Source organism: Actinoplanes sp. NPDC049265 (assembly GCF_043197135.1).
Classification (GTDB): domain Bacteria; phylum Actinomycetota; class Actinomycetes; order Mycobacteriales; family Micromonosporaceae; genus Actinoplanes.
Window position 1 is genome coordinate 54,339 of record NZ_JBICSP010000001.1, and the last position, 26,186, is coordinate 80,524.

25 protein-coding genes are annotated in these 26,186 nt (G+C 71.7%); 10 read left to right on the forward strand and 15 right to left on the reverse strand.

The window, feature by feature from the left end; all coding sequences use genetic code 11:
• Positions 1-29: 29 nt before the first annotated feature.
• Entirely contained in the window at positions 30-833 is an 804-nt protein-coding gene (locus tag ACGFIO_RS00280) for an SDR family NAD(P)-dependent oxidoreductase (protein ID WP_392820054.1), read from the reverse strand.
• A gap of 83 nt (positions 834-916) precedes the next feature.
• Between ACGFIO_RS00280 and ACGFIO_RS00285 the strand changes: the two genes are divergently transcribed.
• Positions 917-1,396, forward strand: coding sequence for a MarR family winged helix-turn-helix transcriptional regulator (locus ACGFIO_RS00285; RefSeq protein WP_392820057.1), 480 nt, complete (start codon positions 917-919; stop codon positions 1,394-1,396).
• Positions 1,397-1,435: 39 nt separating this feature from the next.
• On the opposite strand, the gene ACGFIO_RS00290 is transcribed toward ACGFIO_RS00285, so the two are convergent.
• Positions 1,436-2,644: an FAD-dependent monooxygenase gene (locus ACGFIO_RS00290; protein ID WP_392820059.1), complete on the reverse strand. Its 1,209-nt coding sequence runs from the start codon at positions 2,642-2,644 to the stop codon at positions 1,436-1,438.
• 66 nt (positions 2,645-2,710) lie between these two features.
• Here ACGFIO_RS00290 and ACGFIO_RS00295 point away from each other — a divergent pair, with 66 nt between their 5' ends.
• The 3 genes from ACGFIO_RS00295 (at position 2,711) to ACGFIO_RS00305 (ending at position 5,703) form a co-directional block, all read left to right on the forward strand.
• On the forward strand, positions 2,711-3,229 hold the full coding sequence (locus ACGFIO_RS00295) for a MarR family transcriptional regulator (RefSeq protein WP_392820062.1): 519 nt from the start codon (positions 2,711-2,713) through the stop codon (positions 3,227-3,229).
• Positions 3,230-3,296: 67 nt separating this feature from the next.
• Positions 3,297-4,985 (forward strand): alkaline phosphatase D family protein, encoded by a 1,689-nt coding sequence (locus ACGFIO_RS00300; protein ID WP_392820064.1) that lies wholly within the window; start codon positions 3,297-3,299, stop codon positions 4,983-4,985.
• Positions 4,986-5,157: 172 nt separating this feature from the next.
• Entirely contained in the window at positions 5,158-5,703 is a 546-nt protein-coding gene (locus tag ACGFIO_RS00305; protein WP_392820067.1) for a DinB family protein, read from the forward strand.
• 72 nt (positions 5,704-5,775) lie between these two features.
• On the opposite strand, the gene ACGFIO_RS00310 is transcribed toward ACGFIO_RS00305, so the two are convergent.
• The 3 genes from ACGFIO_RS00310 to ACGFIO_RS00320 form a co-directional block, all read right to left on the reverse strand.
• Positions 5,776-6,387, reverse strand: a complete 612-nt coding sequence (locus ACGFIO_RS00310; RefSeq protein WP_392820068.1) for an HAD family hydrolase — start codon at positions 6,385-6,387, stop codon at positions 5,776-5,778.
• A gap of 4 nt (positions 6,388-6,391) precedes the next feature.
• On the reverse strand, positions 6,392-9,973 hold the full coding sequence (gene smc / locus ACGFIO_RS00315; RefSeq protein WP_392820070.1) for a chromosome segregation protein SMC: 3,582 nt from the start codon (positions 9,971-9,973) through the stop codon (positions 6,392-6,394).
• 460 nt (positions 9,974-10,433) lie between these two features.
• Positions 10,434-10,628: a hypothetical protein gene (locus ACGFIO_RS00320; RefSeq protein ID WP_285682804.1), complete on the reverse strand. Its 195-nt coding sequence runs from the start codon at positions 10,626-10,628 to the stop codon at positions 10,434-10,436.
• 424 nt (positions 10,629-11,052) lie between these two features.
• Here ACGFIO_RS00320 and ACGFIO_RS00325 point away from each other — a divergent pair, with 424 nt between their 5' ends.
• The 4 genes from ACGFIO_RS00325 (at position 11,053) to ACGFIO_RS00340 (ending at position 16,255) form a co-directional block, all read left to right on the forward strand.
• Positions 11,053-11,904: a CAP domain-containing protein gene (locus ACGFIO_RS00325; protein WP_392820072.1), complete on the forward strand. Its 852-nt coding sequence runs from the start codon at positions 11,053-11,055 to the stop codon at positions 11,902-11,904.
• Between the two features lie 145 nt (positions 11,905-12,049).
• Entirely contained in the window at positions 12,050-13,552 is a 1,503-nt protein-coding gene (locus tag ACGFIO_RS00330; protein ID WP_392820075.1) for a DUF3492 domain-containing protein, read from the forward strand.
• Complete coding sequence (locus tag ACGFIO_RS00335) at positions 13,549-15,681, forward strand: hypothetical protein (RefSeq protein ID WP_392820078.1); 2,133 nt, start codon at positions 13,549-13,551, stop codon at positions 15,679-15,681. Before ACGFIO_RS00330 ends, ACGFIO_RS00335 begins: the two co-directional genes overlap by 4 nt.
• Before the next feature lie 13 nt (positions 15,682-15,694).
• Positions 15,695-16,255, forward strand: coding sequence for a spherulation-specific family 4 protein (locus tag ACGFIO_RS00340; RefSeq protein ID WP_392820080.1), 561 nt, complete (start codon positions 15,695-15,697; stop codon positions 16,253-16,255).
• Between the two features lie 73 nt (positions 16,256-16,328).
• Here ACGFIO_RS00340 and ACGFIO_RS00345 read toward each other — a convergent pair whose 3' ends face one another.
• On the reverse strand, positions 16,329-16,949 hold the full coding sequence (locus ACGFIO_RS00345) for a TetR/AcrR family transcriptional regulator (RefSeq protein ID WP_392820082.1): 621 nt from the start codon (positions 16,947-16,949) through the stop codon (positions 16,329-16,331).
• Between the two features lie 45 nt (positions 16,950-16,994).
• Here ACGFIO_RS00345 and ACGFIO_RS00350 point away from each other — a divergent pair, with 45 nt between their 5' ends.
• Complete coding sequence (locus ACGFIO_RS00350; protein WP_392820085.1) at positions 16,995-18,224, forward strand: FAD-dependent monooxygenase; 1,230 nt, start codon at positions 16,995-16,997, stop codon at positions 18,222-18,224.
• Here the strand turns inward: ACGFIO_RS00350 and mutM are convergent.
• From mutM to rsmD, 9 genes are all read right to left on the reverse strand, one after another.
• Positions 18,160-19,032 (reverse strand): bifunctional DNA-formamidopyrimidine glycosylase/DNA-(apurinic or apyrimidinic site) lyase, encoded by an 873-nt coding sequence (gene mutM, locus ACGFIO_RS00355; RefSeq protein WP_392820087.1) that lies wholly within the window; start codon positions 19,030-19,032, stop codon positions 18,160-18,162. The genes ACGFIO_RS00350 and mutM overlap by 65 nt on opposite strands.
• Positions 19,033-19,042: 10 nt before the next feature.
• Positions 19,043-20,188 carry a hypothetical protein gene (locus tag ACGFIO_RS00360; protein ID WP_392820089.1) on the reverse strand — a complete coding sequence of 382 codons (1,146 nt, stop codon included), beginning with the start codon at positions 20,186-20,188 and terminating at the stop codon, positions 19,043-19,045.
• Entirely contained in the window at positions 20,185-20,946 is a 762-nt protein-coding gene (rnc, locus tag ACGFIO_RS00365; RefSeq protein WP_392820092.1) for a ribonuclease III, read from the reverse strand. Before rnc ends, ACGFIO_RS00360 begins: the two co-directional genes overlap by 4 nt.
• The gene (locus tag ACGFIO_RS00370) at positions 20,936-22,114 is read right to left on the reverse strand and encodes a phosphate acyltransferase PlsX (RefSeq protein WP_392820094.1); all 1,179 of its coding nucleotides are present in this window, start codon (positions 22,112-22,114) and stop codon (positions 20,936-20,938) included. Before ACGFIO_RS00370 ends, rnc begins: the two co-directional genes overlap by 11 nt.
• Positions 22,115-22,151: 37 nt before the next feature.
• Positions 22,152-22,325, reverse strand: coding sequence for a 50S ribosomal protein L32 (gene rpmF / locus ACGFIO_RS00375; protein WP_067685631.1), 174 nt, complete (start codon positions 22,323-22,325; stop codon positions 22,152-22,154).
• A 5-nt stretch (positions 22,326-22,330) separates the two neighbouring features.
• On the reverse strand, positions 22,331-22,897 hold the full coding sequence (locus tag ACGFIO_RS00380) for a YceD family protein (protein ID WP_392820096.1): 567 nt from the start codon (positions 22,895-22,897) through the stop codon (positions 22,331-22,333).
• A gap of 81 nt (positions 22,898-22,978) precedes the next feature.
• Entirely contained in the window at positions 22,979-23,473 is a 495-nt protein-coding gene (locus ACGFIO_RS00385) for a hypothetical protein (RefSeq protein ID WP_392820099.1), read from the reverse strand.
• A 127-nt stretch (positions 23,474-23,600) separates the two neighbouring features.
• Positions 23,601-24,080: a pantetheine-phosphate adenylyltransferase gene (gene coaD, locus ACGFIO_RS00390; RefSeq protein ID WP_392820101.1), complete on the reverse strand. Its 480-nt coding sequence runs from the start codon at positions 24,078-24,080 to the stop codon at positions 23,601-23,603.
• Complete coding sequence (gene rsmD / locus ACGFIO_RS00395; protein WP_392822504.1) at positions 24,077-24,673, reverse strand: 16S rRNA (guanine(966)-N(2))-methyltransferase RsmD; 597 nt, start codon at positions 24,671-24,673, stop codon at positions 24,077-24,079. The genes coaD and rsmD overlap by 4 nt, the downstream gene beginning before the upstream one ends.
• 313 nt (positions 24,674-24,986) lie before the next feature.
• Between rsmD and ACGFIO_RS00400 the strand changes: the two genes are divergently transcribed.
• Complete coding sequence (locus ACGFIO_RS00400; protein ID WP_392820104.1) at positions 24,987-25,898, forward strand: LPXTG cell wall anchor domain-containing protein; 912 nt, start codon at positions 24,987-24,989, stop codon at positions 25,896-25,898.
• Positions 25,899-26,186: the final 288 nt, after the last annotated feature.

Sequence of the window (26,186 nt, forward strand, 5' to 3'; positions counted from 1 at the left end):
GTGGCGATGAACCCGACGGTTCTCCATGATCAGGTGGCGTCGGCGAGGTGGCGGCCCTGGCTCAGGCCCAGTTTGCGGTTGATGGCGCCGGCCACCGATGTGGTGGTGGCGCGGGGCAGGAAGCGCGCGGCCAGGGTCGACGCCCGGTTGGCGAACTTGCCGGGGTAGGAGGCACGGCGGCGGCGGGCATAGTCGTCGAGGATGTCCTTCGCGACCCGGTCGGCGCTGTCGACGAGACCCTTGTTCATGGTGACGGTGGTGCCGTCGAAGAACGACGTGTCGGTGCCGCCGGGGTGGGCGACCATGACGTGGACGCCGGTGCCGCGCAGCTCGGCGGCGAAGGCCTCGGTCAAGGACAGCACGTACGCCTTGGTCGCGGCGTAACTCGCCTGGTAGGGCATGGGCTGGAAGGCCGCCGTCGAGGCGACGTTGACGATGCCGCCAGAACCGCGGGCGGCCATGACACGGCCGAGCTCGTAGGTCAGGCTGGTCAGACCGGTGACGTTGAGTCCGATCGCCCGCAGGTGCGCGTCCATCGGGACGTCGAGGAACGGGCCGACCGTACCCAGACCGGCATTGTTGATCAACAGGTCGACGTCGAGGCCGCGGGTGGCGAGGTCGCGCAGCAGACCGTCGGTGCCGGCGGGCGTGCTCAGGTCGGCGGCGATCGGGGTCACCCGCACATCCTGGGCGGCGAGCCGACCGGGGGCCGGCTCGGACCGGGCCACCAGGATCAGGTTGGCGCCGCGTTTCGCCAGTTCCTCGGCGAGCGCCCGGCCGATGCCCTTCGACGCGCCGGTGACCAGGGCGGTACGCCCACGGAAGTCGTCCACGGCTCCTCCAATACTTCAAGTCTTGAAGCTTTCGTCCACGCTAGCATGTACTTCAAGTGTTGAAGCAAATTGAGGATGGCGTCATGGATCGGACCGACCTGACCGCGGCGGTCGTCGCCCATCACGAGCTGTTCCTGATGACCGGCGACCGGCTGACCCAGGTCTTCGCCGAGCTGAGCCTCACCCCCGCCACCGCGCACGCCCTGTGGCTGCTCGACCCCCAGGCGCCGCCGCCGGCCATGAAGACCATGGCCGAGCGGCTCTACTGCAACGCCTCCAACCTGACCTTCGTCAGCAACCAGCTCGTCGACCGCGGCCTGGCCCGGCGCGAGGTCGACCCGGCCGACCGCCGATCCCGGGTCCTGGTGCTCACCGAGCGGGGCCGCGAGGTGCGCGACGAACTGATCCGGGAGACGCTGGCCCGCACCCCGTTCGCCACCCTCGGCCCGGACGAGGTGGCCCAGCTGCGGGTTCTGCTCGAACGGGCAACCGGTAACGCCGGATCAGCTGACGGCGTCACGGAGACGCCGGCCCGGGCGGCCGGGAACGCCGGCATCAGCTGAGAACCGGCCAACGGCCGGGCGCGATCTCCTCGGGGCCGGTCATGCCGCAACGCCCGGCGTGGGGTGGAAGTCGGGCAGCGTGATCTTGTCAGCGGGTGGTGAGCTGAGCCGGTCGGCCAGCGCGAGGCGCCGCGCGGGGGCGCTTCCGGCCAGCTTGGCCAAGGTGCGCAGGGTAGTCACGCCGGCCCGGTGGACCGGGTACGCGACGCCGGGCACACCGGCCGGCAGATGCTGCGCCCCGGCGACGTACGGTCGCATCCGTTTCTCGAACCGCTCGAAGGCCCGCGTGTGATCGCCGGCGGTGGCCAGTTCGGCGGCCAGCACGTACGCGCCGACCAGCGCGAGACTGGTGCCCATGCCGCTCAGCGGGGCCGCGCAGTAGGCGGCGTCACCGACCAGCGCGACCCGCCCGGCGCTCCAGCGCGGAAGCCGCACCTGCCCGACGGCGTCGAAGTAGTAGGGCGCCCGGTCGAGCCCGTCCAGGACGCGGCCGGTCTCCCAGCCGGCCCCGGCGAAGGTCCGCCGCAGGAGCGCGGTCTGGTCCTCCCGCCGCAGGTCCTCCAGGCCCCGGACGTTGGTCATGAAGGCCAGCGTGGCGCGGATCGTGCCGAAGTTGTCCGGCCGCAGGGTCACCTGGCGCCGGTCGGGCGCGTGGAACCAGCGCCACCAGTCGTTGTCGGCGCCGGTGCGGGGGATCGTCAGGTAGGCCAGGTAGAGGCCGAGGTGCCGGATCCCGGCCGCAGGGAAGATCATTGACCGGGTACGCGAGGTCAGCCCCTCGGCGACGACCACGACGTCGAAGGTCCGGGGCGGTCCGTGCCGGAATGTCACCTCGACCCGGTCGCCCCGGTCGTCGAGCGCCGTGATCTGGTCGCCGAACAGGTATTCCGTACCCGGAAGGGTGCTCTCGTAGATGACCCGGGACAGCTCGCCGCGCAGGATCTCCAGTTCGGCCGTGCCGCCGTCGACGTCGGAGGCGGCCTGCGGGAAGGACGCGACGGCCCGCCCACGGCCGTCGACGATCTCGGTGCCCACCTCGCCGGTCGAGGCCTCGAAGAGGGCTTCCTCCAGGCCCATGCGGCGTACGACCTCCCGCGACGCGCCCCGGATGTCGATGTTCTGGCCGGTCTCGCGCAGCCCGTCGAAGCGCTCGACGACGGTGGTGTGCCAGCCGGCCGCGTTAAGCCAGTAGGCGAGCGCGGGCCCGGCAACGCTGGCGCCCGAGATCAGGATGGTGGGGGTGGACAAGCGGGGTCCTCTCGTCGCGGCCAAAATAGTTACACCGTGAAGTAGTTACATGGTGAAGCTATCACGGTGGATCGTTATGCTGAGCCGCCCGAGGAGAGGAACTGTGTGACCGGCATCCGGGAAGGGCAGCGGGAGAAACTGCTCGAAGCGCTGCGGAACCACGGAACCGCATTCAGCGCGCTGGCCCGGCAGTTCGGCGTCAGCGCGGGACTGCACATCACCGACGCGACCGCGCTGGTGGAGATCCTCAACGCCGAGGACCGGGGCGCGCCGCTGACCCAGGCCGGGCTCGGCCACCTGGTCGGCCTGACCACCGGCGCCACGTCGTCCCTGCTCAACCGACTGGAGGGCGCCGGCCACGTCCGCCGGCAGCGCGACGACGCCGACCGGCGGGTCGTCCACCTGCACGCCACCGAGGGCGTCGACGCCATGGTCGACCACTTCTTCGCGCCCCTGGTCGACCGCCTCGCCGCCGTGATGGATGCCTACCGGCCCGAGGTGCTGGCCCAGTTCGAGCAGTTCGTGACCGATGTCGCCACCGCGATGACCGCCTACGCGGCGGAGGTCGGGGCGCCCACCAGCTGATGAACCCCGGGCGAAGAGGCCGATCGCCCGCTGGCGGAAATCAAGATCGATAGGAAGACTGGGCCCCGTGACGGCGCACCTGCTCATCGGGCCGGTTCTCCGACGGGTCGTGGGTGACCGCGCGACCGTCTGGGTGGAGACCACGGAACCCGCGTTCGTGCGGGTCGAGGCGGAAGGCGGCGCGTCGGGTTCGGCGCCGACCTTTACCGCGTACGGGCACCACTACGCGATCGTGATCGTCGACGGTCTGCTCCCGGGCGCCGATCACCCGTACACGGTGACGCTCGACGGTCGCGAGGTCTGGCCGCTGGCCGACTCCCCGTACCCGAGATCCTTCATCCGGACCCGCCCGGCCGACGACGCCGAGCACCCGGTCCGGCTGATTTTCGGGTCGTGCCGCGAGGCCACCCCGCACGCCACCGGGCGCAAGCTGCCGCCGGACGCCCTGGACGCGTACGCCCGCCGCCTGATGACCGACCCGCAGAACCCGGACCTGCGCCCCGACCTGATCGTGCTGCTCGGCGACCAGGTGTACGCGGACAAACCCACCGCCAAGATCAGGAAGTTCCTGAAGCGCCGCCGCGAGGCCGGCCACCACGGCCCCGACGACCAGGTCGTCTCCTTCGACGAGTACACCAAGCTGTACCTGGAGTCGTGGCGCGACCCGGAGGTGCGCTGGCTGTTCGCGACCGTCCCGAGCGTGATGATCTTCGACGACCACGAGATCATCGACGACTGGAACACCTCGTCGTCGTGGCGGGCCGACATGGCCGCGCAGGGCTGGTGGCGCGAGCGGATCTCGGCCGGGCTGGCGTCGTACTGGGTCTACCAGCATCTCGGCAACCTGAGCCCGGACCAGCTGGCCGCCGACCCGCTGCTGCACAAGGTCACGACCGTCGACGACGCCACCGACCTGCTGCACGACTTCGGGCTGGCGGTCGACCAGCCCGATTCGGCCGACAACACGGACCAGCCGTACCAGTGGAGTTTCGCCCTCGATCTCGGCCGGACCCGTCTGGTGATGCTGGACAACCGTTGCAACCGGGTGCTGGTCCGGGGCGGCCGCGAGATGCTGCCGGCGCCGGAGTGGAACTGGTTCGTCGACCAGGCCCACGGCGACTACGACCACCTGGTCGTCGGCTCGTCGCTGCCGTGGCTGATGCCGCCGGCGATCCACCACATCGAGGCGTGGAACGAGCAGAGCGCCGACTCGGGCGACAGGCGGCGGGCCGGCCGGGCCGAGCGCCTGCGCCGGATGGTCGACCTGGAGCACTGGGCCGCGTTCCACAAGTCGTTCGGGGCGCTGGCCGAGCTGTTCCGGCGGCTGGGCGAGGGCGGCGAGGGGGCGCCGACGCACCGGGTCGGGATGAGTGGGGCGTACCGCGGACCCGAGACGATCAGCGTGCTGTCGGGTGACGTGCATCACTCGTACGTGGCCCAGGCCGACCTCGGACCCCAGGTCACCACCCCGGTACACCAGCTCACCTGCTCGCCCATCCACAACCAGGTGCCCGCCTTCATGCGCCCGCTGATGCGGTTCAGCTGGTCGCGGGCGGCGGCGCGGAGCACCCGGGGCATGGCGCGCTCGGCGGGCGTACCGGAACCGCCGTTGACCTGGAAACGGCTGGCCGGACCATACTTCGGCAACGCGGTGAGCACGCTGCGGCACCGTGGGGCGCACGCCGACATGACGATCGAGGGTACGAATCCCGACGGCACCCTCTTCGAGGTGGCGAGCGTCGAGCTGCGGCACTGAAACTCGGTCGCCCGGTCCCGGCGTACCCGGAAAGTATGGGCGTCATGACTACGCGGGGGACGATTTCACGGCCTTCCCGCCGGCGGTCGGCCCGGCCCGACCGCCGGCTGCCCGGCTGTCGCCGGATCACGAGTTCGCGACCGCGCCACAGCTGTGCCTTAGGGTCAGTTTCATGACGGTTGGACAACCTCCCGCCCGCCCCGCCATCTGGACGGCGCCGGTCGTGCACAGAGAGCACAAGGCCAAGGCCGGCGACGAACGCTCGATGCTCGACAGCATGCTCGAGTTTCACCGGGCGACCCTGTTGACCAAGTGCGCCGGCCTGACCGCCGAGCAGCTCAAGCAGCATGCGACCGACCCGTCCAGCATGTCGCTGCTCGGCCTGATCCGGCACCTGACCGAGGTCGAGCGGAGCTGGTTCCGCCGCGGCGCGGCCGGCGAGGACGTGGACATGTTCTATTGCTCCGAGGCCAACCCCGACGGCGACTTCGACGACGTCGGCGACGCGGACGCCGAGGCCGACTACGCCACCTACCTGGCCGAGGTCGGCCGAGTCCGCGCCGCGGCGGCCGGCCTGCCCCTCGCACAGACCTTCACCCGCAACGACACGGTCTTCAACGTCCGCTGGGTCTACCTCCACCTGATCGAGGAGTACGCCCGCCACAACGGCCACGCCGACCTGCTCCGCGAACGCATCGACGGCGTCACCGGCGAGTGAGGTCAGCCGTCGTCCCGCCCGGCGGAGCCGACCACGCCGGGTCATCACCCCAGGACGGTTCCCCCGGGACGGTCAAAGGCCGAGGGCCGGGCGCAGGTAGCCGAAATCGCGGCGGGCCGTCCAGCGAAGGCCGAGCATCTTGGCCGCGCGGGCTCCCCGGATGACCCGGTCGTCGTCGTCCACGACCATCACCCAGGGCGGCTCGACGTCGAGGGCCTCGGCCGCCTTGGCGAAGAACTCGGGAGCCGGTTTGTGGATCGCGAGTTCCCAGGAGCTGAGGATCACGTCGAACTCGTCGGTCAGCCCGAGCGCCGCCAGGTCGGCGCGCAGCCGGTCGGTGGCGTTGGTGGCCAGGCCAACCGGGCGGCCGGCCGCGCGGACCTCGCGTACGAAATCGAGAACTTCCTGATCGACGGAGCCGCGGTGGGCCTGCCACTCGGCGACGGCCGCGGCGGCCGGGCCCGGGTCGAGCGGCAGCCGGGACGCGACCAGCTCCATCCACTGCGCGTCGGTGATCTCGCCGGCCACCGCCGGGCGGTACAGCTCCCAGGCCATGGCCGTCGTCAGCAGCGTGCCCGGCTCGAGACCGTAGGAAGACTCGACCCCGGCCGCGACCGACGGATCCCAGTGGCGGACCACGCCGTCCAGGTCGATGAGCAAGGCCCGGGCCGGCTGGCGCTGCACTGTGCTACTCCTCGGTGTCCTTCTTGAGCCGCTGGCTGATCACCTGGGTGACACCCGAGCGCATGGTCACGCCGTAGAGGGCGTCGGCGACCTCCATGGTGCGCTTCTGGTGCGTGATGATCAGCAGCTGGCTGCGCTCCCGCAACTGTTCGAAGAGCGTAATCAGGCGGCCGAGGTTGACGTCGTCCAGGGCGGCCTCGACCTCGTCCATGATGTAGAAGGGCGAGGGACGGGCCCGGAAGATCGCGCACAGCATGGCCACCGCGGTCAGCGAGCGCTCGCCACCCGAGAGCAGGCTGAGCCGCTTGATCTTCTTGCCGGGCGGGCGGGCCTCGACCTCGACGCCGGTGGCCAGCATGTCCTCGGGGTCGGTCAGCACCAGCCGGCCCTCGCCACCGGGGAACAGCACCTGGAAGACGGTCTGGAACTCGCGCGCGGTGTCCTCGAAGGCCGAGGTGAACACCTCGAGGATCCGGTCGTCCACGTCCTTGACCACGGTCAGCAGGTCCTTGCGGGTGGCCTTGAGGTCCTCGAGCTGGTCGGAGAGGAACTTGAAGCGCTCCTCCAGCGCCGCGAACTCCTCCAGGGCCAACGGGTTGACCTTGCCCAGCAGGGCCAGTTCACGCTCGGCCTTGTTGGCCCGCTTCTCCTGGGTCGGCCGGTGGTAGGGCACCGGGTCGGGGGCGGCCTCCCCAGCCGCCGAAGCCGCGTTGACCTCGACCTGAGTCGGCGGCACCCACTGATCGGGGCCGTACTCGCTGACCAGGGTGTCCACGTCGAGCGAGAAATCCTCGGCCGCCTTGGCCTCCAACTGCTCGATGCGCATCCGCTGCTCGGCCCGGGCCACCTCGTCGCGGTGCACCTCGTTGGTCAGCCGCTCCAGCTCGGACACCAGGCGCTTGGCGGTCGCGCGGACCTCGGTCAGCTCGGCCTCGCGGGCCGTACGCGCCCGGGCCAGCTCGTCGCGTACCTCGACCGCCGCTTCCAGCGACACCGCCACCCGGCGCATGGCGTGGGCGGCGCCGACCGCGACCGCCTTGGCGATCTCGGCGCCACGGGCTCGTGCCGCCCGGCGGGCCGCGGCCCGCTCCCGGGCCTGCTTCTCCTGGTTGGCCTGGCGGAGCAGGGAGTCGGCGCGGCCGGAGATCGAGGCGACACGCTCTTCGGCGGTACGGACGGCCAGCCGCACCTCCATCTCGTTCTGCCGCGCCTGCGGAACCATGCCGGCCAGCATGTCCCGCTCCTCGGTGGAGGGTTCCTCGTCGATCGGTGTGTCCTCGGCCAGCCGCAGGCGTTCCTCGAGCTCCTCCAGCCCGGCCCGGTCCCGGTCGCGGCCGGCCTGCGCGCGTTGCAGGGACGACCCGAGCCGCTCGGTCTCGGCCTTGGCCGATCGGGCCGCCGCGCCCAGCTCGGCCAGGCGGCGGGCGGCGGCGTTGCGCTCGCCTTCCGCGGCCCGCTTGGCCGCGGCCGCTACGTTGACGCGCTCCTTGTGCTCGGCGACCTCGGCCCGGGCCTCGGCCAGCCGGTCCTTGAGCTCGCCGATGGACTCCTCGGCGGTCAGCCGGTTGGACCGGGCCTCGTCGACCGCGGCCTGCACCTCGATGTAGCTGGTCTGCTTGCCCGAGCCACCGGCGGCCGAGTACGAGCCGAGCACGTCGCCGTCCGGCGTGACCGCGCGGAGCTCGGCGTTCGAGGCCACCAGCGCGGTCGCCGCGGCCAGGTCGGGCACCAGCACCACGTCGCGCAGCGTGCGGTTGAGGGCGGGGCGGATCGACTCGGGACACTCGATGACGTCGGGCGCCCAGACCGCGCCGTCCGGCAGCGCGGGGCGCAGCGAGTCGAGTGACCCCTGCATGCCGGGCGCGGCGGGACCGGCGACCACGAGGGCGGCCCGGCCGGCGTCGGCGATCTTGAGCGTACGCATCGCCTCGACGGCCTCGTCCACCCCGGCCAGCGCGACCGCGTCGGCCAGGCTGCCCAGCGCCGCGGCCAGCGCCGCCTCGTGTCCGGGCCGGACGGTCAGCATCGAGGCCAGGCTGCCGAGCAGACCCGGCACCTGGTCGGCCTTGCCGAGCAGCGCGCCGGCGCCGTCCTTGCGCCGGAGGCCGAGCGCGAGCGCCTCCTCGCGGGCCTTCCAGCTGGCCGCGTCCTTCTCGGCCGCCCGCTCGGCGTCGGACAGCTCCTTGACGATCGCGGCGGCCCGGTCGTGCGCGGCCACCGCCTCGTCGTGCCGCGCGTCGAGGTCGGCGTTGTCCCGGTCGGCTTCGGTCGACTCGGCCGACACCTCGTCCACGGCGGCCTGCGCGGTCTCGCCCCGCTGCAGCGCGTCGGTGTGGGCGGAGGCGAGGCGCTCGATCTCCTCGTCGGCGCTGCCGGTGCGGGCCCGGGCCGCGTTCACCTGACCGGTGAGCTTGGCGAGGCCCTCGCGCCGGTCGGCGATGGCTTTCGCGGCGGTACGCAGGGAGGCTTCCGCCGCGGCGAGCTGCCGTTCCAGCTCCTGCCGGTACTCGACCGCCTCGGCCAGGCGCATCTGGTCATCAGTCAGCGCCTCGCGCAGCTCCTCCTCCTGCTCGCGAACCCGCTCGGCCTCGGCCACCAGCTGCTCGGGGTCACGGCCGGGCCGCTCGTCCTCGGGCGCGGCGGAGAGGTGCCGCAGCCGCTCACCGGCCAGCTGCTCGGTCGACCGGAAGCGCTCCTGCAGGGCGGACAGCTTGTACCAGGTGTCCTGGGCGGCCTGCAGCAGCGGCGCGTCCTCGGCGTGGGCCAGCTCGAGGTCGGCCAGCATCCGCTGGACCTCGCGATTTTCCCCCTCGACCTCCTGCCGGCGCTCGCGCATGGCCGACTCGTCGGCGATCTCCTTGTCCAGGGTGGTACGCAGCGTGTGCAGGTCGTCGGCGAGCAGCCGGAGCCGGGCGTCGCGCAGGTCGGCCTGGATGCCGGCCGCGCGCCGGGCCACCTCGGCCTGCTTGCCCAGCGGCTTGAGCTGGCGGCGCAGCTCGGCCGTGAGGTCGTTGAGCCGGTTGAGGTTGGTCTGCATCGCGTCGAGCTTGCGGATGGCTTTCTCTTTGCGCTTGCGATGCTTGAGTACGCCCGCCGCTTCCTCGATGAACGAGCGGCGGTCCTCGGGCTTGGCGTGCAGCATCGCGTCGAGCCGGCCCTGGCCGACGATGATGTGCATCTCGCGGCCGATGCCGGAGTCGCTGAGCAGTTCCTGAATGTCGAGCAGGCGGCAGGAGCTGCCGTTGATCTCGTATTCACTCTCGCCCGAGCGGAACATCCGGCGGGTGATCGACACCTCGGTGTAGTCGATCGGAAGCGCACCGTCGCCGTTGTCGATGGTCAGCGTAACCTCGGCCCGGCCCAGCGGCGCCCGGCCGGCCGTACCGGCGAAGATGACGTCCTCCATCTTGCCGCCGCGCAGCGCCTTGGCGCCCTGCTCACCGAGAACCCACGCGATGGCGTCGACGACGTTGGACTTGCCGGAGCCGTTGGGGCCCACCACACAGGTGATTCCCGGCTCCAGCCGCAGCGTCGTGGCGGAGGCGAAGGACTTGAAGCCCTTGACCGTCAGGCTCTTGAGGTGCACGGATCTCCGAGGGTCGGTTGTCGTCTACTGGGGTGCAGGCTACCCGCACCCGGCCGGGACCCCTGGTTGCGGCGCGTCCACGGCCGATTTTCACAGCTCACGGCGCCTTCCGCGGACGGCTCACCGGGCTCTCCTCAGACAAGTCCCCGGTCTTCCGCTCGCCGGCTTCCGCGGGCAGCTCCCGGCTTCCGTTCCGCCGGGCTTCCGCGGGCAGCTCCCGGCTTCCGCTCCCCGGGCCTCCGCGGACAGCTCCCGGCTTCCGCTCCCCGGGGCTTCCGCGGACAGCTCCCCGGCTTCCGCGGACGGCCGCCGTGCCTTCCTCGCGGCCCCCCGCGGCCCGTCCTGGGATCGCTCCCGGCCAAAAAGATGCGCGCCGCCACGGTGGTGGAGGCGCGCTGTTTGGGGGGTGTCCCATGGAGCTGGTTGGGGCCGGAGCGGCCCCGGTTACTCAGCGAGATACTCAGGTCAGCGCGGGCTCGGTCAGCCGCGCGAAATCGTCTGCTTCCGCGGCGGCGGCCGCGAGACGATCGTTTTCCGCCCGCAGACGGGTGACCTCGAACTCCAGAGCCTGCACCCGGGAACGCAGTCGGGTGACCTCGTCGATCAGGCGCCGATCGGGCGCCGCACCTACGTGGCCGAAGAGGGCCTTCGCCATCATGAACTCCTAGTGAGACTGGCTGTCTCTTTGTGAAATGTGATGCCGGGAACGGCCGGCCGTCGCACGCCCAAGGGGCGCACACCACGCTCACGGGCACGCGTGAGCACAGAATCCCGCACCAGAGATGGGAGCATGAGGTGCGGATCGCCCGAGCCCAGTACCACTGAAGAGTGACCTGGACACGGATGGGCGCGACTGGCGACTCATCCATAGTCCGCCGAGACGCACGCTGCGTCAAGCCGAGGACACGGGGTCGGCCTGCGCTTTGGCAGTGAATCTCGCCACGCGATCTGTCGTCGGTGACCCTTTCCACAGACTTATCTTTCCCTTAGCTGGCTGGCTTCTTTACTTTTTCGCGCCCTACCGTCCTCGACGTCGAGCCCTCTCGATCCATCAGGTGTGCTCAACCTGAGGGGAGGGCGTGGAGGAAGTTGCGTTGCACCAGCCGATCGCCGTCAGCACGGGCCATGGGCGGCACCACCGCGGACGGCGCACCCCGCCGGTCCCGGTCGCCCTCGGTCTGACCGTCGTGGGTCTGCTGGCCGCCTTCGGTGGCGGCGCCGCCCTCCTTCCCGCCAGTTTCACCGGCTCCGGCACGCCCCTGCGGGCGGCCGGCGCCGGTTCGGACGCCTTGGCGCCGGGTGCCGGTGGCGGGGCACCCGGCGTCCGGGCAGTTCCGCCGGCGCCCTCGAACTCGGCGCCCGCGAACGCAGCGCCCGCGAACTCGGCGCCCGTCCCCGGCACCTCACCCTCCGCGCCGGCGGCATCCCCCAAGCCCAAGCCGACGGCCAGCAGTAAGCCCGCCACGAAGACCAGCACCAAACCGGCGGCCAAGGTCACCACCAAGAAGACGACCGCGGCCGCCAAGGTCGCGCCCGGCCTGACCGGGCAGGAGGCCGAGGTCATCCGGCTGACCAACGTCGAGCGAGACAAGGCCGGCTGCGGGCCGGTCGAGCTCGACACCCGGTTGCGGACGGCGATGCGCCTGCACGTGACCGAGCTGGGCAAGCACGGAAATCTCTACATCAGCCACGTGAGTGACGACGGGCGGTCGTTCGTCGACCGGGCCCGGGCGCAGGGCTACAACGACGCCGGCGGCGAGAACGTGGCGCGGGGACAGGGCGACGCGGCCGGCGTGATGACCTCGTGGATGAATTCCGAGGGGCACCGGGCCAACATCCTGAACTGCTCGTTCAAGTCGATCGGGGTGGGCGCGGTGAAGGCCTCCACCGACGGGACGATCGTCTGGGGCCAGATCTTCGGTCGCAGTTGACTTCAGCCGGCTCGCAAACCCGCTTCAAAACGTACAAATGGTGCGAGTTGTTTCGCCCGGGTGACACGGTCCCGTAACTTTTCGCGGCTGCCTCGTTGCGCCCTGCGTGATATCGCCGACCGACCCGCGCGCCTGAGCCCGGCGCATGCGTATCTGTCTGCTCACTTCAGGTGGGTATCCGTTCCGCCGGGACGCGCTCGGCGGCTGGTGCCGGTCGGTCGTCGAAGGCCTGCCGGAGATCACGTTCGACCTGGTCACGGTGGTGGACCGGGAATCGGCGGTGGGTCCCGCGTACCCCCTGCCCCCGAACGTGCGAACCGCCGCCGCGATCGCGCCGCAGCTGCCCGAACCCCGCCGCGCCGGCGCCCCCGACGATCGGGCCACCGCCGCGGCCGTCCTGCTCTGCCGAGGCCTGCTCGGCGAGCAGGAGAACGCCGACCAGATGTTCGCCGACGGGCTCGGCCGGCTCGCCGCGATGATCGAACCCCTGCCCGCGGTGGCGTCGTCGCCGCTGGCCGGAGTCGCGCTGGCCGACGTGCTGCTGGACGCCTGGCGGACCGGGCAGCGGATGACCGCGAACGATCGGCTGCCGCTGCCCCGGCTCAGCGTCCGGGACGCGCGGACCGCGGCCACCCTGCTCCGGCACGCGATCCGGGTCCTGGCCGTACAGCCGCCGCCGGTCGATCTCGTACACTGCGTCGGTGGGACCACGCCGCTGCTGGCCGCGCTGGCCGCGCGGTGGCGCGCCGGGACACCCCTGCTGTTGACCGAGGCGCGGGCTCCGGTGGCCCGGTTGCGGCCGTCCGAGGAGAGGCTTTCGCCGGCGGTACGCACGGTGCTGCGGCGCTTCCGGCGGGCGGTGGCGCGGACCGGGTACGCCGAGGCGTCCCTGATCGCGCCGCTGAGCTCGTACCACCACGGCTGGGCGCTCAAGCACGGGGCGACGCCGTCCCGGCTGGTGTCCGTACCCGCCGGGGTGGAGCCGGTCGACCCCGGACCGACCGATCTCACCACCGCCGACCCCGCCCTGGTGTGGGCCGGCAGCGGCGGACCGGACAGCGGCCTGACCCACCTGCTGGACGCCTTCGGCAGCGTGATCGCCCAGGTCCCCGGCACGGTGCTGCACCTGGTCGGTGTCACCGCCGCGCATGTCGATCACGCCGCCGAGCAGATCGACCGCAGCGGCCTCGGCCGGGCCGTACGACTGCATCCGCTGCCCGCCGATCCCCGCGACCGGTACGCCGCCGGCCACGTCGTGGTGCACCTGCCCGGCCCCGCCGATCCGCCGTACCGGCTGGTCGAGGCCATGATGTCCGGCCGGGCGGTGGTCGGCGTGGACATCGGGCCGGCCGCCGAGACCCTCGGTGACACCGGTGTGTTGGTCAAGCCGGGTGACCCGGCCGAACTGGCCCAGGCGATGGTGGCGCTGCTCCGGGCACCGGCCCGCCGCCGGACGCTGGGCGAGGCCGCCCGGCGCCGGGCGCTTGCCCACTTCACCACCGACCGGGTGCTCCGGGTCTACCGCGCCCTGTACACCGACCTGGCCGCACCACCGCCGCCGCCGTCGTTCGAGCTGGCGCTGTCGGTGCCGGCCCCGCGATCCGAACCACCGGCCACGATGCGCTGGCTGGTCCGGGAGGAATCATGACGCTCTCCCCGTACCCCATCTCGGGCGTGCCCTCCGCCCCTGATCGGCCCACCTCGGGCGTGCCCTTCACCCCCGACCGGCCCACCTCGGGCGCACCTCTCACCCCCGACCGGCCCACCTCCGGCGCGCCCCTCACCCCCGACCGGCCCACCTCCGGCGCGCCCCTCACCCCCGACCGGCCCACCTCCGGCGCGCCCTTCGTGCCCGATCAGGCCGAGCGGCGGTCGGGGCGGCACAGCGGCCGCAGCCTGGGCAGCCTGCTGGCCGAGCACCTGGCCGAGGCCGAGCACCTGACCGAGGCCGGACGGGCGGCTCCCGGCTCGCCGGCTGACGCGGTCCCTCGAACGGCCGCACCCTCGCTCGCCGCGGACGGCTGGATGGAAGCGGCCTGGGACGACGACGAGCGGGTGGCGCTGGCCGGCGGCGCACAGCTGACCGAGGTCGACTTCGGCAACCTGTGGAAGGACGACGACCGGGTCGGCGTGGACGACGACGCGGCGCCGGGCCGGTCGTGGCGCAAGCCGTGGCGTCGTCACCGCCGCGCGCAGCACGCCGCCGATGATCCGCCCACCCCGGACCTGCCCTCCACGGCCGATCACCCCTCCCCCGCCGAACACTCGCCCGCCGCCGCTGACCCGTCCGTTGATGATTCGTCCACCCTTGACTCGCCCGGGACTGATGAGCCGTCAGCTGAGGAGGCCGCTGCTCTCTGGCCGCGGCCCTCGGCGCAACCCGCGGCGACCGCCGACGGCCCGGTCACGGAGCCTTCCGGGCCGGGCCACGAGCAGTCGGTGGCCGACCTGGCCGGCCGGCTCGGCGACGACCTGGTCGACGCCTCGGACGTCGTCGCGGAGATCGGGCAGCTCGGGGTCGGCGACGACGACGAGGCGCGGCGGCGCTACGGGATGTCGCTGCACGGGCTCGGGATCTCCGTACTCACCCATCTGGAGCAACGCCGCGCCCAGCGTGGAGCCCGCCGGGCGCCGGCCCGCCGGCCGTACCTCGGGGCCGCCGCCGTCCGCTGCGCCCTCTATCTCGGGCCGCTCGGCGTCGCCCTGGCCGGGACCGCCATCCTGGCCCGGCTCAACTGGCTCGTGCCCGCGGTCCTGGTGCTGCTCGGCTGGAGTGCCACCCAGGCCCTGACCAGCGTCGGGGCCGAAGTGGCGCGGGGTGCGGGGGCGGCTCCGGCGGCCCGACTGGTCGGGGGCGGATTCCTCGCGGCCGGCGGGCTGTGGGGCGCGCTGGTCTGGGTGGCGCCGGACGCGCTGCTCGGCGGGTCGCGGATGCTGGCGCTCACCGTCGGGCTGGGCGGGCTCGGCGCCCTGGCCACGGTCACCGCCGCGCTGGTCACCCGGACCGAGGCCGATGTGGTCCGATGGTCGGCGCCGTGCTGGTTGCTGGGTGCGCTGGGGGTGGCCGACGCGTTCGGTGCCGGGTGGGCGTCCGGGTTGCCGCTGGGCACCCTGCTCCCGGCGGCGATCGTGGTGGCGGCGGTGCGCGCCTATCGGCCGGTGATCATCCGGCGGGTGCCGGGGCGGCCGCGGCTCGAGCGTGGTGCGCTGCGGCGCGGGCTGGGCCATCTGGTGCTCGGCGCGGCGCAGGCGGGCACGGTCGTCCTGCTGTGGCGGGCCGGTCCGTCCGGTGCCGCGCTGCTGGCCGTGTTGCCGTTGCTGGCCGCGGTCCCGGCTTTGGAAACGCTGATCGGCTGGCATCTGCACGAGGTCGAGGCCGGGCTGGATCTGGCCGAGAGCACGCGGGACCACCGCCGGCACGTACGCAGCATCGCCGTGACCACGGTGTCCGCGCTGCTGCCACCGCTGGCGGCCGGGATCGCGCTGGCCGCGGCCGCCTACCGGGTGCCGGTGACGGCCCGGCCGGGCGTGCTGGCGCTGGCCGCCGGGACCCTGTTCGGCGGCCTGCTCGCGATCACCTTCCTGCTCGCGGCGCGCCGCCGGATCGTGATCGCCGCATCCCTGGCCGCCGCCGCACCGTTGGCCATCCTGACGTCGGCGACCCTGAAGGCGCCGCTGCCCGGCGAGCCGCTGCCGACCGCCGTCGCCGTGCTGGCGATCACCCACCTGCTCGGGTTGCTGCTGGTGGCGTACGCGTCCGCCGGTCGACAGAAGTGAGACGGAGACCCTCGTGAGAACCCTTTTCCCGCCGTACGCCCACCCGTCCGCCGATCTGGCCCTGGACGCCGACACCTGGATCATCCAGGGCCGCCCGGGCCGCCGCCGCTCGGTGCATCAGGTGCTGGGCCGGGTCGACCTGGACTGGGGCGGCCGGTCCCTGGCCGACGTGCTGGCCGACGTGGACGCGTGGCGCGAGGACGGTGTGGAGGGCCTATTCCTGGACCGGGCCCCGGCCGGGGAGGGCGGCGTGGGCCCGGTGGCGCTGACCGTCCGGCTGGCCGCCCGCCGTGGCCTGCACCGGGTGGTGCTGAATCCGGGCGTGCCGACCCATCCGCTGTACCGCGACCTGAACGTGCGGATCTGCACCTTCGACGGCCCGTGGTCGGCCTACCAGGGCTGGGACGGCGACGGCGTGCAGCCGGGCGACGGGCACATCGTGCACGGCGTGCCGACGGCGCTGCTGACCGCGGCCCGCCGGCTGATGGGACGCCGGGGCGCCGGTTTCGGCCTGGCCACGGACGCGAGCCCGTTCTTCGTCCCGGTTCCGGAGCAGGTCGCGGTCGAGAGCTGACCTCGCGAGCGTTGATTGCTACAGCGACGTCGCTACAGCAAAGCTGCTGCACCATGCCGCTGCGGCAAAACCGCTAGCGGGCCGCGTAGGCGCGGAGGAACGCGCGTACCCCTTCGACCACCAGCGGCCGCACCCGCTTGTCGCCGACGGCCGGCAGACCGCCCAGCCGGGTCGCCGCCACCCCGAAGGTCAGCGCGATCAGGTGGTCGGCGGCCAGCCGCGGATCGGGCGCGACCAGCAGTCCGGCCTCGGCCAGGACGGCCAGTTGCGCGGCCAGCGCGTCCTCGGGCGCGTCGGCGAACGGCGCCTCGTTGAAACCGCGTTCGCCCCCGAGCAGCTTCAGCAGGGTGGTGTACTCGGCCGAGCCGAGCATGTCGGTGACGATCCGCATGGAGAAGCCGATGAACGCGTCCTCCAGCTGGGCCGGGCCGGTGAGCCCGGTCAGGGTGCCGTCGATGGTGCGGTTGACCGCGTCGATCAGCGAGCCGGAGATATCGCCGACCACGGCTTGCAGCAGGGTCTGCTTGTCGCCGAAGTAGTCGTAGACGGTTCGCTTGGAGACGCCGGCCCGGGCCGACACCGCGTCCACGCTGGTCCGGTCGAAACCGTCGCTCAGGAACAGGTCGCGGGCCGCGGTCAGAATGGCCGCCCGCTTCTGAGCCGAGCCTTCCCGCAGCGTCTTGTTACTTGGCACACCGTGACCTTACCGTAGCTACACTGCACGGTGTAGTGTCGTGCCATGACTAAGGCACTCATCTCCGGCGCGAGCATCGCCGGACCCACGCTGGCCTACTGGTTGCACCGCTACGGCTGGGACGTGACAGTGGTGGAGAAGGCGCCGGCCGTCCGCGGCGGCGGCTACCCGATCGACGTCCGCGGCACCGCGCTCGGCGTACTCGACCGGATGGGCGTGCTGCCGCGGGTCCGGGCCGCGCACATCGACACGCGACGGCTCACCTTCGTCGCCCCGAACGGCAAGATCGTCGGCTCGCTCAACCCTGACACGATGACCGGCGGCGCCGAGGAGCGCGACATCGAGCTGCCGCGCGGCGACCTGACCACGATCCTGTACGCCGCCGTCCGCGACGACGTCGAGTGGATCTTCAACGACTCCATCGGCACGCTGGACGACCACGGCGACGGCGTCACTGTCACCTTCGTCTCCGGCCGGACCGGAGAATACGACGTGGTGATCGGCGCCGACGGGCTGCACTCGCACACCCGGCGGCTCGTCTTCGGGCCGGAGGAACAGTTCAACCACTACCTGGGCTACTGCTTCGCCGGCTTCACCATCCCGAACGACCTGGGGCTGTCGCACGAGGCGAAGATGTGGGCGGCGCCGGGGCGGATGGCCGCGATCTACGCGCCCGGCTGCACCGACACGCTGCACGGATTCCTGATGGCCAAGCGCCCGATCCCGCCACTGGCCGAGCTGCGGGACGTGGCCGCCCAGCGCGCCCTGCTGACCGAGATCTTCGGCGGCGAGGGGTGGCTGCTACCCAAGCTGCTCGACGGCATGCGGGCCGCGGACGACGTCTTCTTCGACGTCACCAGCCAGATCCGGATGCCGGCGTGGTCGCGCGGACGGGTCGCGCTGGCCGGTGACGCCGCCCACGCGCCGTCGTTCTTCTCCGGCCAGGGCACCAGCATCGCGCTGGTCGGGGGCTATGTCCTGGCCGGCGAGCTGGCCGGCGCCGCCCCGGAGCAGGCGTTCACGAGCTATGAGCGGAGGACCCGGGAATTCGTACGCCAGAACCAGGCCCTGGCCGACGGTGGCGGCTCCACCCTGGCCCCGGCGACGAACCGGGCACTGTGGTTCCGCAACCACGTGCTGCTCAAGGCCGCGCCGCTGTTCGAGAAGACCGGCCGGCTGGGTGGCAACGTCCGGAAGGCGGCGACCGCGCTCACGCTCCCCGACTACCCCGGAGCACGGCGGCTCGTGGGCGCGGCTGGCACTTCGGGCAACTGAACGAGGAGCGGTTCATGAACTGCTCGCGGCGCATCGGCGTGCCGCAGCGGTGGCACGGTTCGCCCTCCCGCCCGTACGCGTGAAGTGCTCGGTCGAAATAACCGCTCTGCCCGTTGACGTCCACATAGAGCGCGTCGAAGGACGTGCCACCGGCCACGATCGCCTCACCGAGGACGTCGCGGACGTGGGCCAGCAGGCGGCGGACGGCCGGGCGGGTGAGCGCGTCGGTCGGGCGGGTCCCGTGCAGCTCGGCCCGCCACAGGGCCTCGTCGGCATAGATGTTGCCGACCCCGGAGATCAGCGTCTGGTCGAGCAGCGCCCGCTTGATCTCGGTGTGCTTGCCGCGCAGCCGGGCCACGAACGCCTCGTCGTCGAAGAGCGGATCCATCGGGTCGCGGGCGATGTGTGCGATCTCGTCCGGCAGCTCGGCCCCGCCCTCGGAGACGGCCAGCCCGCCGAACGTCCGCTGGTCGACGAAGCGCAGCTCGCGCCCGCCGTCGGTGAACGTGAAGCGGACCCGCAGGTGCGGCCCGTCCTCCTTCTCGGCCGGCTCGATCAGCAGCTGGCCGCTCATCCCCAGGTGCCCGATGATCGCATCGCCGGAATCCAGTGGCAACCAGAGATATTTGCCGCGGCGGGACACGTCGAGGACGGTGCGGCCGGTCAGCATGGCGATGAAGTGGGCGTCGCCGGGCAGATGACGGCGAATCGCGCGGGGGTGGTGGACCTCGACCGTGCCGATGGTGCGCCCGGCCACCCACTTGGCCAGGCCCTGCCGCACGGTTTCGACCTCGGGCAACTCAGGCATTTCACGATCCTCAGAGGGTGTACGGCCAGACGACGACCAGGTAGGCGCCATACCACAGGCCGAAGAGGGCCCAGGCGACGATGGACAGCACGGCGACCCGGGGCCGGGCGCGGGCCGCGGCCACCACCGCGGGCATGAGCGTCAACAATACGGGCAGAAGCAGGCGGGGCTTGGAGTGGTAGAAGCCGGCCTGGCCGTACACCAGGATCATCGCCAGCACGCCGTAGACGGCCAGCGGCGGCCACGGCCGGCCGGCCAGCGCCACACCGGCGGCGGCCAGGGCGGCCAGCAGGATCAGGGCCACGCTGACCGGCACCCAGCCGTCGGCGCTGCTCAGCGTCGTACCCAGGAAGGTGACAGTGCTCGCCCCGGCGTCGAACGACGTACCCCAGCCCGCGGTTTGGATCTTGAACCAGGCGTCCCACTCACCCACCCGCAGCCCGACCCAGGCCAGATAGGCGGGCACCCCGGCCAGGGCGACGGCCGCCGCGACAAGGGGCTTCCAGCCGTGCCGCCGGAACGCCATGACGGCCGCCACGGCCAGCGCCACCGCCGCCGCGGCACCGGTCGGGCGGGTCAGCGAGGCCGCCAGCCCGAGCAGCCCCGCGGCCCACCACACCTGGCGATGGGTCGCGACCAGCATCCCGGCCACCAGGGCCAGGAACAGACCCTCCGAGTACGCCATGCTGAGCACCACCGAGACCGGAGCGGTGGTGCAGATCGCCACCAGCGCCCAGCCCGCGCGGCGACCGTGCAGCGTCGTGCCGAGCAGGTGCAGGGCGACCGCGGCGCCGGCCGAGGCCAGCCAGGCGACCGCCAGCGCGGCCGGACCCGAGCCGGCGCCGAAGGCCATGACCAGCCGGATCAGCATCGGATAGACCGGGAAGAAGGCCAGCTCGTTGGCGGCCAGGGCGCCGTTGTCGCCGTACGTGTAGCCGTGCGGATAGCCGTTGGTGGCGACCCGCTCGAACCAGCCGCCGTCCCACTCCAGCAGATGCTGGCCCATGGACTGGCCGTCGTCGGCCACCGCGGACAGCCAATAGAGCATGATCAGCTGTACGAGGCGGCCGACGAGCAGAATGCCGACCGCCACGGCCAGCCCTCGCGGGCCGCCGGCCTGGTCGAGGAGCCGCTCCCGGCGTTCGGGAACGGTCACTGGGCGTGTCCGCCACCGGCGACGGCCGGCGGCGGTGGGTCCTGTTCGGCACGCTCGGTGAGGGTCCGCCAGGCGGCCGCGGCGGCCCGCTGCTCGGCCTGCTTCTTGCTGCGCCCGTCCGAGCCGCCGTAGCGCTCGCCGGCCACCACCACCCAGGCCGTGAACGTCTTGGCGTGGTCCGGGCCGGCGTCGTCGATCACGTAGTCCGGCACCCCCAGCCCGAGCGCCGCGGTCAGCTCCTGGAGGCTGGTCTTCCAGTCCAGGGCGGCGCCGCGCCCGGCCGACTCGGCCATCAGCGGATCGAACAACTTGTGAATCACGTCACCGGCCTTGTCCAGCCCGTGCTCCAGGTAGATCGCGCCGAGCAACGCCTCCAGCGTGTCGGCCAGGATGCTCGCCTTGTCCCGGCCGCCGGTGGTCTCCTCGCCCTTGCCCAGCAGCAGGTGCGGACCGAGGCCCTCGGGACCCAGCGTGCGTGCCACGTCAGCCAGCGCGTGCATGTTCACCACGCTCGCCCGGAGCTTGGCCAGCTGGCCCTCCGGGAGATCGGGGTGGTTGTGGAACAACGCCGACGTGATCACCACGCCGAGCACCGAGTCACCCAGGAACTCCAGGCGCTCGTTGGTCGGCAGACCGCCGTTCTCGTACGCGTACGAGCGGTGGGTCAGGGCTCGTTCGAGCAGGCCGGGCTCGAGGGGCACACCGAAGGCCTCCTCGAGGGGCTTGGTCGGGGGCCGTCGTCTCTTGTCAATGTTCATCGATCACCTCTGGTTCGCTGCTTTCTTCCATGGGTGCCGCGTCGCGCAGGAGCACCGAGATGGCGGGCACGGCGGCGCGGCGGTGCAGGTCGGCGGCGAGCGCGATGCCGGCCGCGAGGTCGGTGCCGGAGGCCGCGCCGTGACAGACGACGACGGTGCCGGAGACGCCGAGGAGGATGGCCGCGCGGGGTGGCACGTCACCCGGGCGGGGTGGGGCGATGCTGGCGTACGCCGTCTCCAGGCCCTTGAGGAGCACGTTGCCGGTGAAGCCGTCGGTCACCACGACGTCGGCGGCGCCGCCGGTGACCACGTCGTTGCCCTCGATCAGACCGGCGTAGCGGGCGCCGGCGGGCAGGGTCGCCGCGCCGAGCAGGGCCGGCATGGCCCGTCGGAGGCGGTCACCCTTGCCGCTCTCGGTGCCGATGGTCAGCAGACCGACCCGGGGCGTGACGACCTCGTGGACCACCGAGGCGTACGCCGCACCCAGTCGCGCCTGCGTCAGAAGGGCCCGCTCGTCCGGGTCGACGGTGGCGCCGACGTCGAGCAGCACCACCCGGCCGGTGGCGGTCGGCAGCACCGCCGCCAGCGCCGGCCGCCGCACCCCGGGCCAGCGCCCGAACCCGAGCGCGGCCGAGGTGACCGTGGCACCGGTCGACCCGGCGGAAACGACGGCGTCCGCCTCGCCCGCGGCCACGGCCAGAACGGCGGCGCGCACACCAGACTCGATCCAGCCGGCGTCACCCCGCTGACCAGACCGCTCGCCGGCACTCTCGCTCACCCGGCCGGACTCGCTCACCCGGCCAGACTCGTTCACCCGGCCGGACTCGTTCACCCGGCCGGACTCGGTCGAGCGGCCGGACTCGGTCGAGCGGCCGGACTCACTCGCCCCGCCGGACGGGCTCGCGCGGCCGGTTGGGCCCGTGGTGATCGCTCGGACGCGGGCGCGCTCGTCCGGTTTCAGGGCAGCCAGAACCTCGCCGGCCACCTCAGCGGGGCCGACGAGCAGAAGATGCACGGCCGGATCGGCCTGGACGGCGTGCAGAGCGCCGTCAACCACGACGGCGGGAGCTTCGTCCCCGCCGAGGAGGTCGACGGCGATCCGCGCGATGCCCGGTAGCGGGATGATCCCGCCCTCCGGCGCACCGGCATCTCGCCGTTGGTCAGACACGACCCGCCCGTTGCTCGGGCGCGTCACTCCGGCCGGCTCAGACCTCGAGGACCTGACGCCCGTTGTAGGTGCCGCAGACCGAGCAGGCCGCGTGCGGCAGCTTCGGCGACTTGCACTGGGGGCAGGCCACGGTCGAGACCGCGGTCGCCTTCCAGTTGGCCCGGCGCGACCGGGTGTTGCTGCGCGACATCTTGCGCTTGGGGACGGCCACGGTTCCTACTCCTCAGTGTTCGACAGGTTGCGCAATGCGGCCCACCTCGGGTCGACGGCCTCGTGGCTGTGGTCAGCCGGGAGGTCGGCGAGGTGTGCGCCGCACTCGGTGCACAACCCTGGGCAGTCCGGCCGGCAGACCGGGTTCGCGGGCAGTGTGAGCACCACCGCGTCCCTTACCACCGGCTCCAGGTCCAGCAGGTCGCCCTGCATCCGGCCCACCTCGTCCTCGTCGGTGGTCTCTTCGGTGGTGCTGTCCGCGTAGGCGAACAACTCACCGATCGACACGTCGAAGGGCTCGGTGATCTCGTCCAGGCACCGGCCGCACTCACCGGTGAGCGTGCCGTGGACGTGACCGCTGACGTAGACACCCTCGGACACCGACGTGAGCGTCAGATCGAGCTCGAGGTCGGCACCCTCCGGCACCTTGATCAGCTCCAGGCCGAGGTCCGCCGGGGCCGGCACCACCCGTTGCAGGGCACGCGTCGCACCAGGCTGCCGGGGAAGCTTCGTCGTGTCGACGACCAGTGGCTGCCTGGGATCGAGGTGGTTCTGCTGCGGTGATTTAGGCATCGTGAACTCTCAGCCCTTTCAAGGCCGACTAGAAAGGTTACCTGAGCAGGCTGCGGAGCGTCGAATCGGCCCGGCCGCCCGCTAGAAGGGCAGGGGTCGCTCGTCCTCGCCCTGGAAGGTGCCGATCTCGCGCAGCGCGTGCATCTTGTCGCGTCCGCGCTCGATCGAGGCCAAAGCCCTGGTCAGGAACTGCTCGAAGTTGGCCAGCGCGGTGTCGACGTAGTCGTCGACCTCCTCCCGCAGCCGCTGGGCCTCGGCCCGGGCCTCGGCGACGATCCGAGCCCCCTCGTGCTCGGCCGAGACGGTGACCTCGTTCACCGAGACCAGCCGGGCGTGTTCCGATTCACCCTCGCTGATGATCCGGTCGGCCTCGCGCTTGCCGGCGTCAATGATCTTGTCGCGCTCCTCCAGCAGGGCGGCCGCCCGGCGCAGGTCGCCCGGCAACTCGGCCCGCAACTCGTCGAGGATGGCGACCATCTCGCCCCGGTCGAACATGAAGTTCGTCCGCGACATCGGCACCGACCGTGCCGCCTCCACCATGGCGATGATCTCGTCGATGCGGTCGAGCGGATCCACGGCGCCTCACTCCTGTCGTCACGCGCCCCACGCAGCGTGGTGCGATCACGTTACTGCGTAATCGGCCACCGCCCATGATGGGGTGTGCCCGGCGCGTCGGGCCGAGCGGTCACGACCACGGGCGCGTCTAGCCCTGGCGCAGGCGTGTCACCAGCCGCTCGCCGACCATGTCGGGCACGTAGGTGGAGATGTCGCCACCCCACTTGGCCACCTCTTTGACCAGGCTGGAGGACAGGAATGAATGCTGCGGATTGGTCGGCATGAACAACGTCTCGACGCCGGACAACCCGATGTTCATCTGCGCCATCTGCAACTCGTAGTCGAAGTCACTGACCGCCCGAAGGCCTTTCACGACCACTGCCGCTTCCTGTGTACGGCAGAAATCGACCAGCAGCCCCCGGAACGACTCGACCCGGACGTTCCCGTAGGACGCGGTCACCTCACGGAGCATGTCGATCCGCTCCTCGATGGTGAACAGACCGGTCTTGTGCTGGTTGATCAGCACTCCGATGATCACCTCGTCGAAGATCCGGCTGGACCGGCCGACGATGTCCAGGTGGCCGTTGGTCACCGGATCGAAGGAACCCGGGCACACCGCGCGTCTCATGATCGGCGACCGTACCAAAGGGTGGTCTCGCCGTACCTCTTGCTGCGTTCCGGTGTGATGCCATCCACCCAGCTCAGATCCTCTCCCCGGGGCACCGCGCGAGTGGAACGCTCGATCACCGTCACCGCGTCCGGTGCCAGCCACCCGTTGTCCACCAGCAGGTGTTGCATTTCGGTCAGCTCGCCGTCGGCCAGGGCGTACGGCGGATCGGCGAAAACCACGTCGAACGGACCGCCCTCGGGCGGGGCGGCGAGCACCGTGGCCACCTTTCCGGCGATGAGCCGGGCCGCCGCGCCGGCACGCAGAGCAACCACGTTGTCGCGGATCACCCGCGCGGCCTTGGCGTCCGATTCGACCAGAAGCGCGAATGTAGCTCCGCGTGACAATGCTTCGAGTCCGACGGCCCCGGAACCGGCATAGAGATCAACGAACCGGGCACCGTCCAGATCGGTCAGCGAATCGAGCGAGCTGAACAACGCCTCACGTACCCGATCGGACGTCGGCCGGGTCTGCGAACCGGGTGGCGCGGACAGCCGCCGCCCGCCGTGCGCGCCGGCGATGATCCTGGTCATTGCGCTCCTATTAGCACGGATTGACGCTACTGCACCAGGCTCCCAGAGTCGCCGGGCGGGTGAATTCCGCGACCCCCGAACCCTACTCAGCGAATCGACAGAATGCCTCTCGGTACAGCGAAGATCTCGGATTGACAACGACAGGATTAAGCCGCCTTCATCGGTTTCGCAAATTCACTGCAGTCGCTATGGTCACTGCCTGTTGCAGGCGACTTCGGTCGACTGCCCGACGACGTTGGGGAGGCGTCGTCGCAAGGCTCTCACGTTCTCAGGCCTTCGCCGCGTGCCTCCACTCGTACCCCCGCATCCCACAACAGGAGCACAGGAGCAACGCGTGAACCTGCTCAAGTCCCCCCTGCGCCGCACAGTGGCCGCGGTCGCCGGTGCGTTCATCGGTTTGACCGGCGCCTTCGCTCTCACCACGCCGGCCAGCGCCCACTGGGGTGAACTCGACGTCGCCACCCAGTGCGCCGACAATGGCGGCTGGCAGGTCAAGTGGACGATCAACACCCACCAGACCGGTGGCCTGTCGGCCACGATCGCCGACCTGTCGACCATCGAGGGCGGCAGCACGCTCACCACGATCGCCAACGGCATCAACAAGATTGCTCCCGAGCAGTCGATCTCCGAGGTGCAGACCTTCAGCAACAAGGTCGGCGAGGCTCACTTCCACGCCAAGGTCTACTGGGGCACCCCCGGCACCCAGAACTACTGGGAGAGCGTCCTCGACCGGACCGTGACGAAGATCGCGGGCTGCAAGGAGACTCCGGAGACGCCCCCGGGCGACACGGACAACCCGCCGGCCGACACGCCCACCAAGCCGGAGAAGCCGGCCACGCCCGCCGCCACCCCGGGCGAGCCGACCCCGATCGTCGAGTTCGACTGCGACACGATGACCGTCGGCCTGGACAACCCGAAGAACGGCATCAAGATCACGCTGCTCCTCGAGACCAGCAAGGGCGAGAAGCGCACGCTGACCGTCAAGCCGGGCGAGAAGAAGACCACGAAGTTCTCCGCCAAGCCGGGCTTCACCGTCACGGTGGGCGCCAAGGAGGTCAAGGAGACCACCACGATCGCCTACACCAAGCCGGACGACTGCGCGGCCGCTGGTTCCGGTGGCGGTGACGTGCTGGCTCTGACCGGTGCGAACGCGAGCACCATCGCCGGTGTCGCCGGTGGTGTGCTGCTGATCGGTGCGGCTCTGTTCTTCATGGCTCGTCGCCGGAAGATCAAGTTCACCGCGTAACACCAACTAGCTCCGGCTGAGAGCGCGTCGACCATCCGGTCGGCGCGCTCTTCGCTTTGCCGCCGGGCGCCATCGCGCCGCTTTGGAGCTGGGCGCCATCGCGCCGCTTTGGAGCCGAGCGCCATAGCGCCATCGCGGCCGGGCGCCATCGCGGCCGGGCGCCATCGCGGCCGGGCGCCATCGCGGCCGAGCGCCATCGCGGCCGGGCACCATCGCGGCCGGGCACCATCGCGGCCGGGCGGTTCACCGGTCGACGGGTGCCGGGGCGAGGCGGAGGGTCCGCGGGTC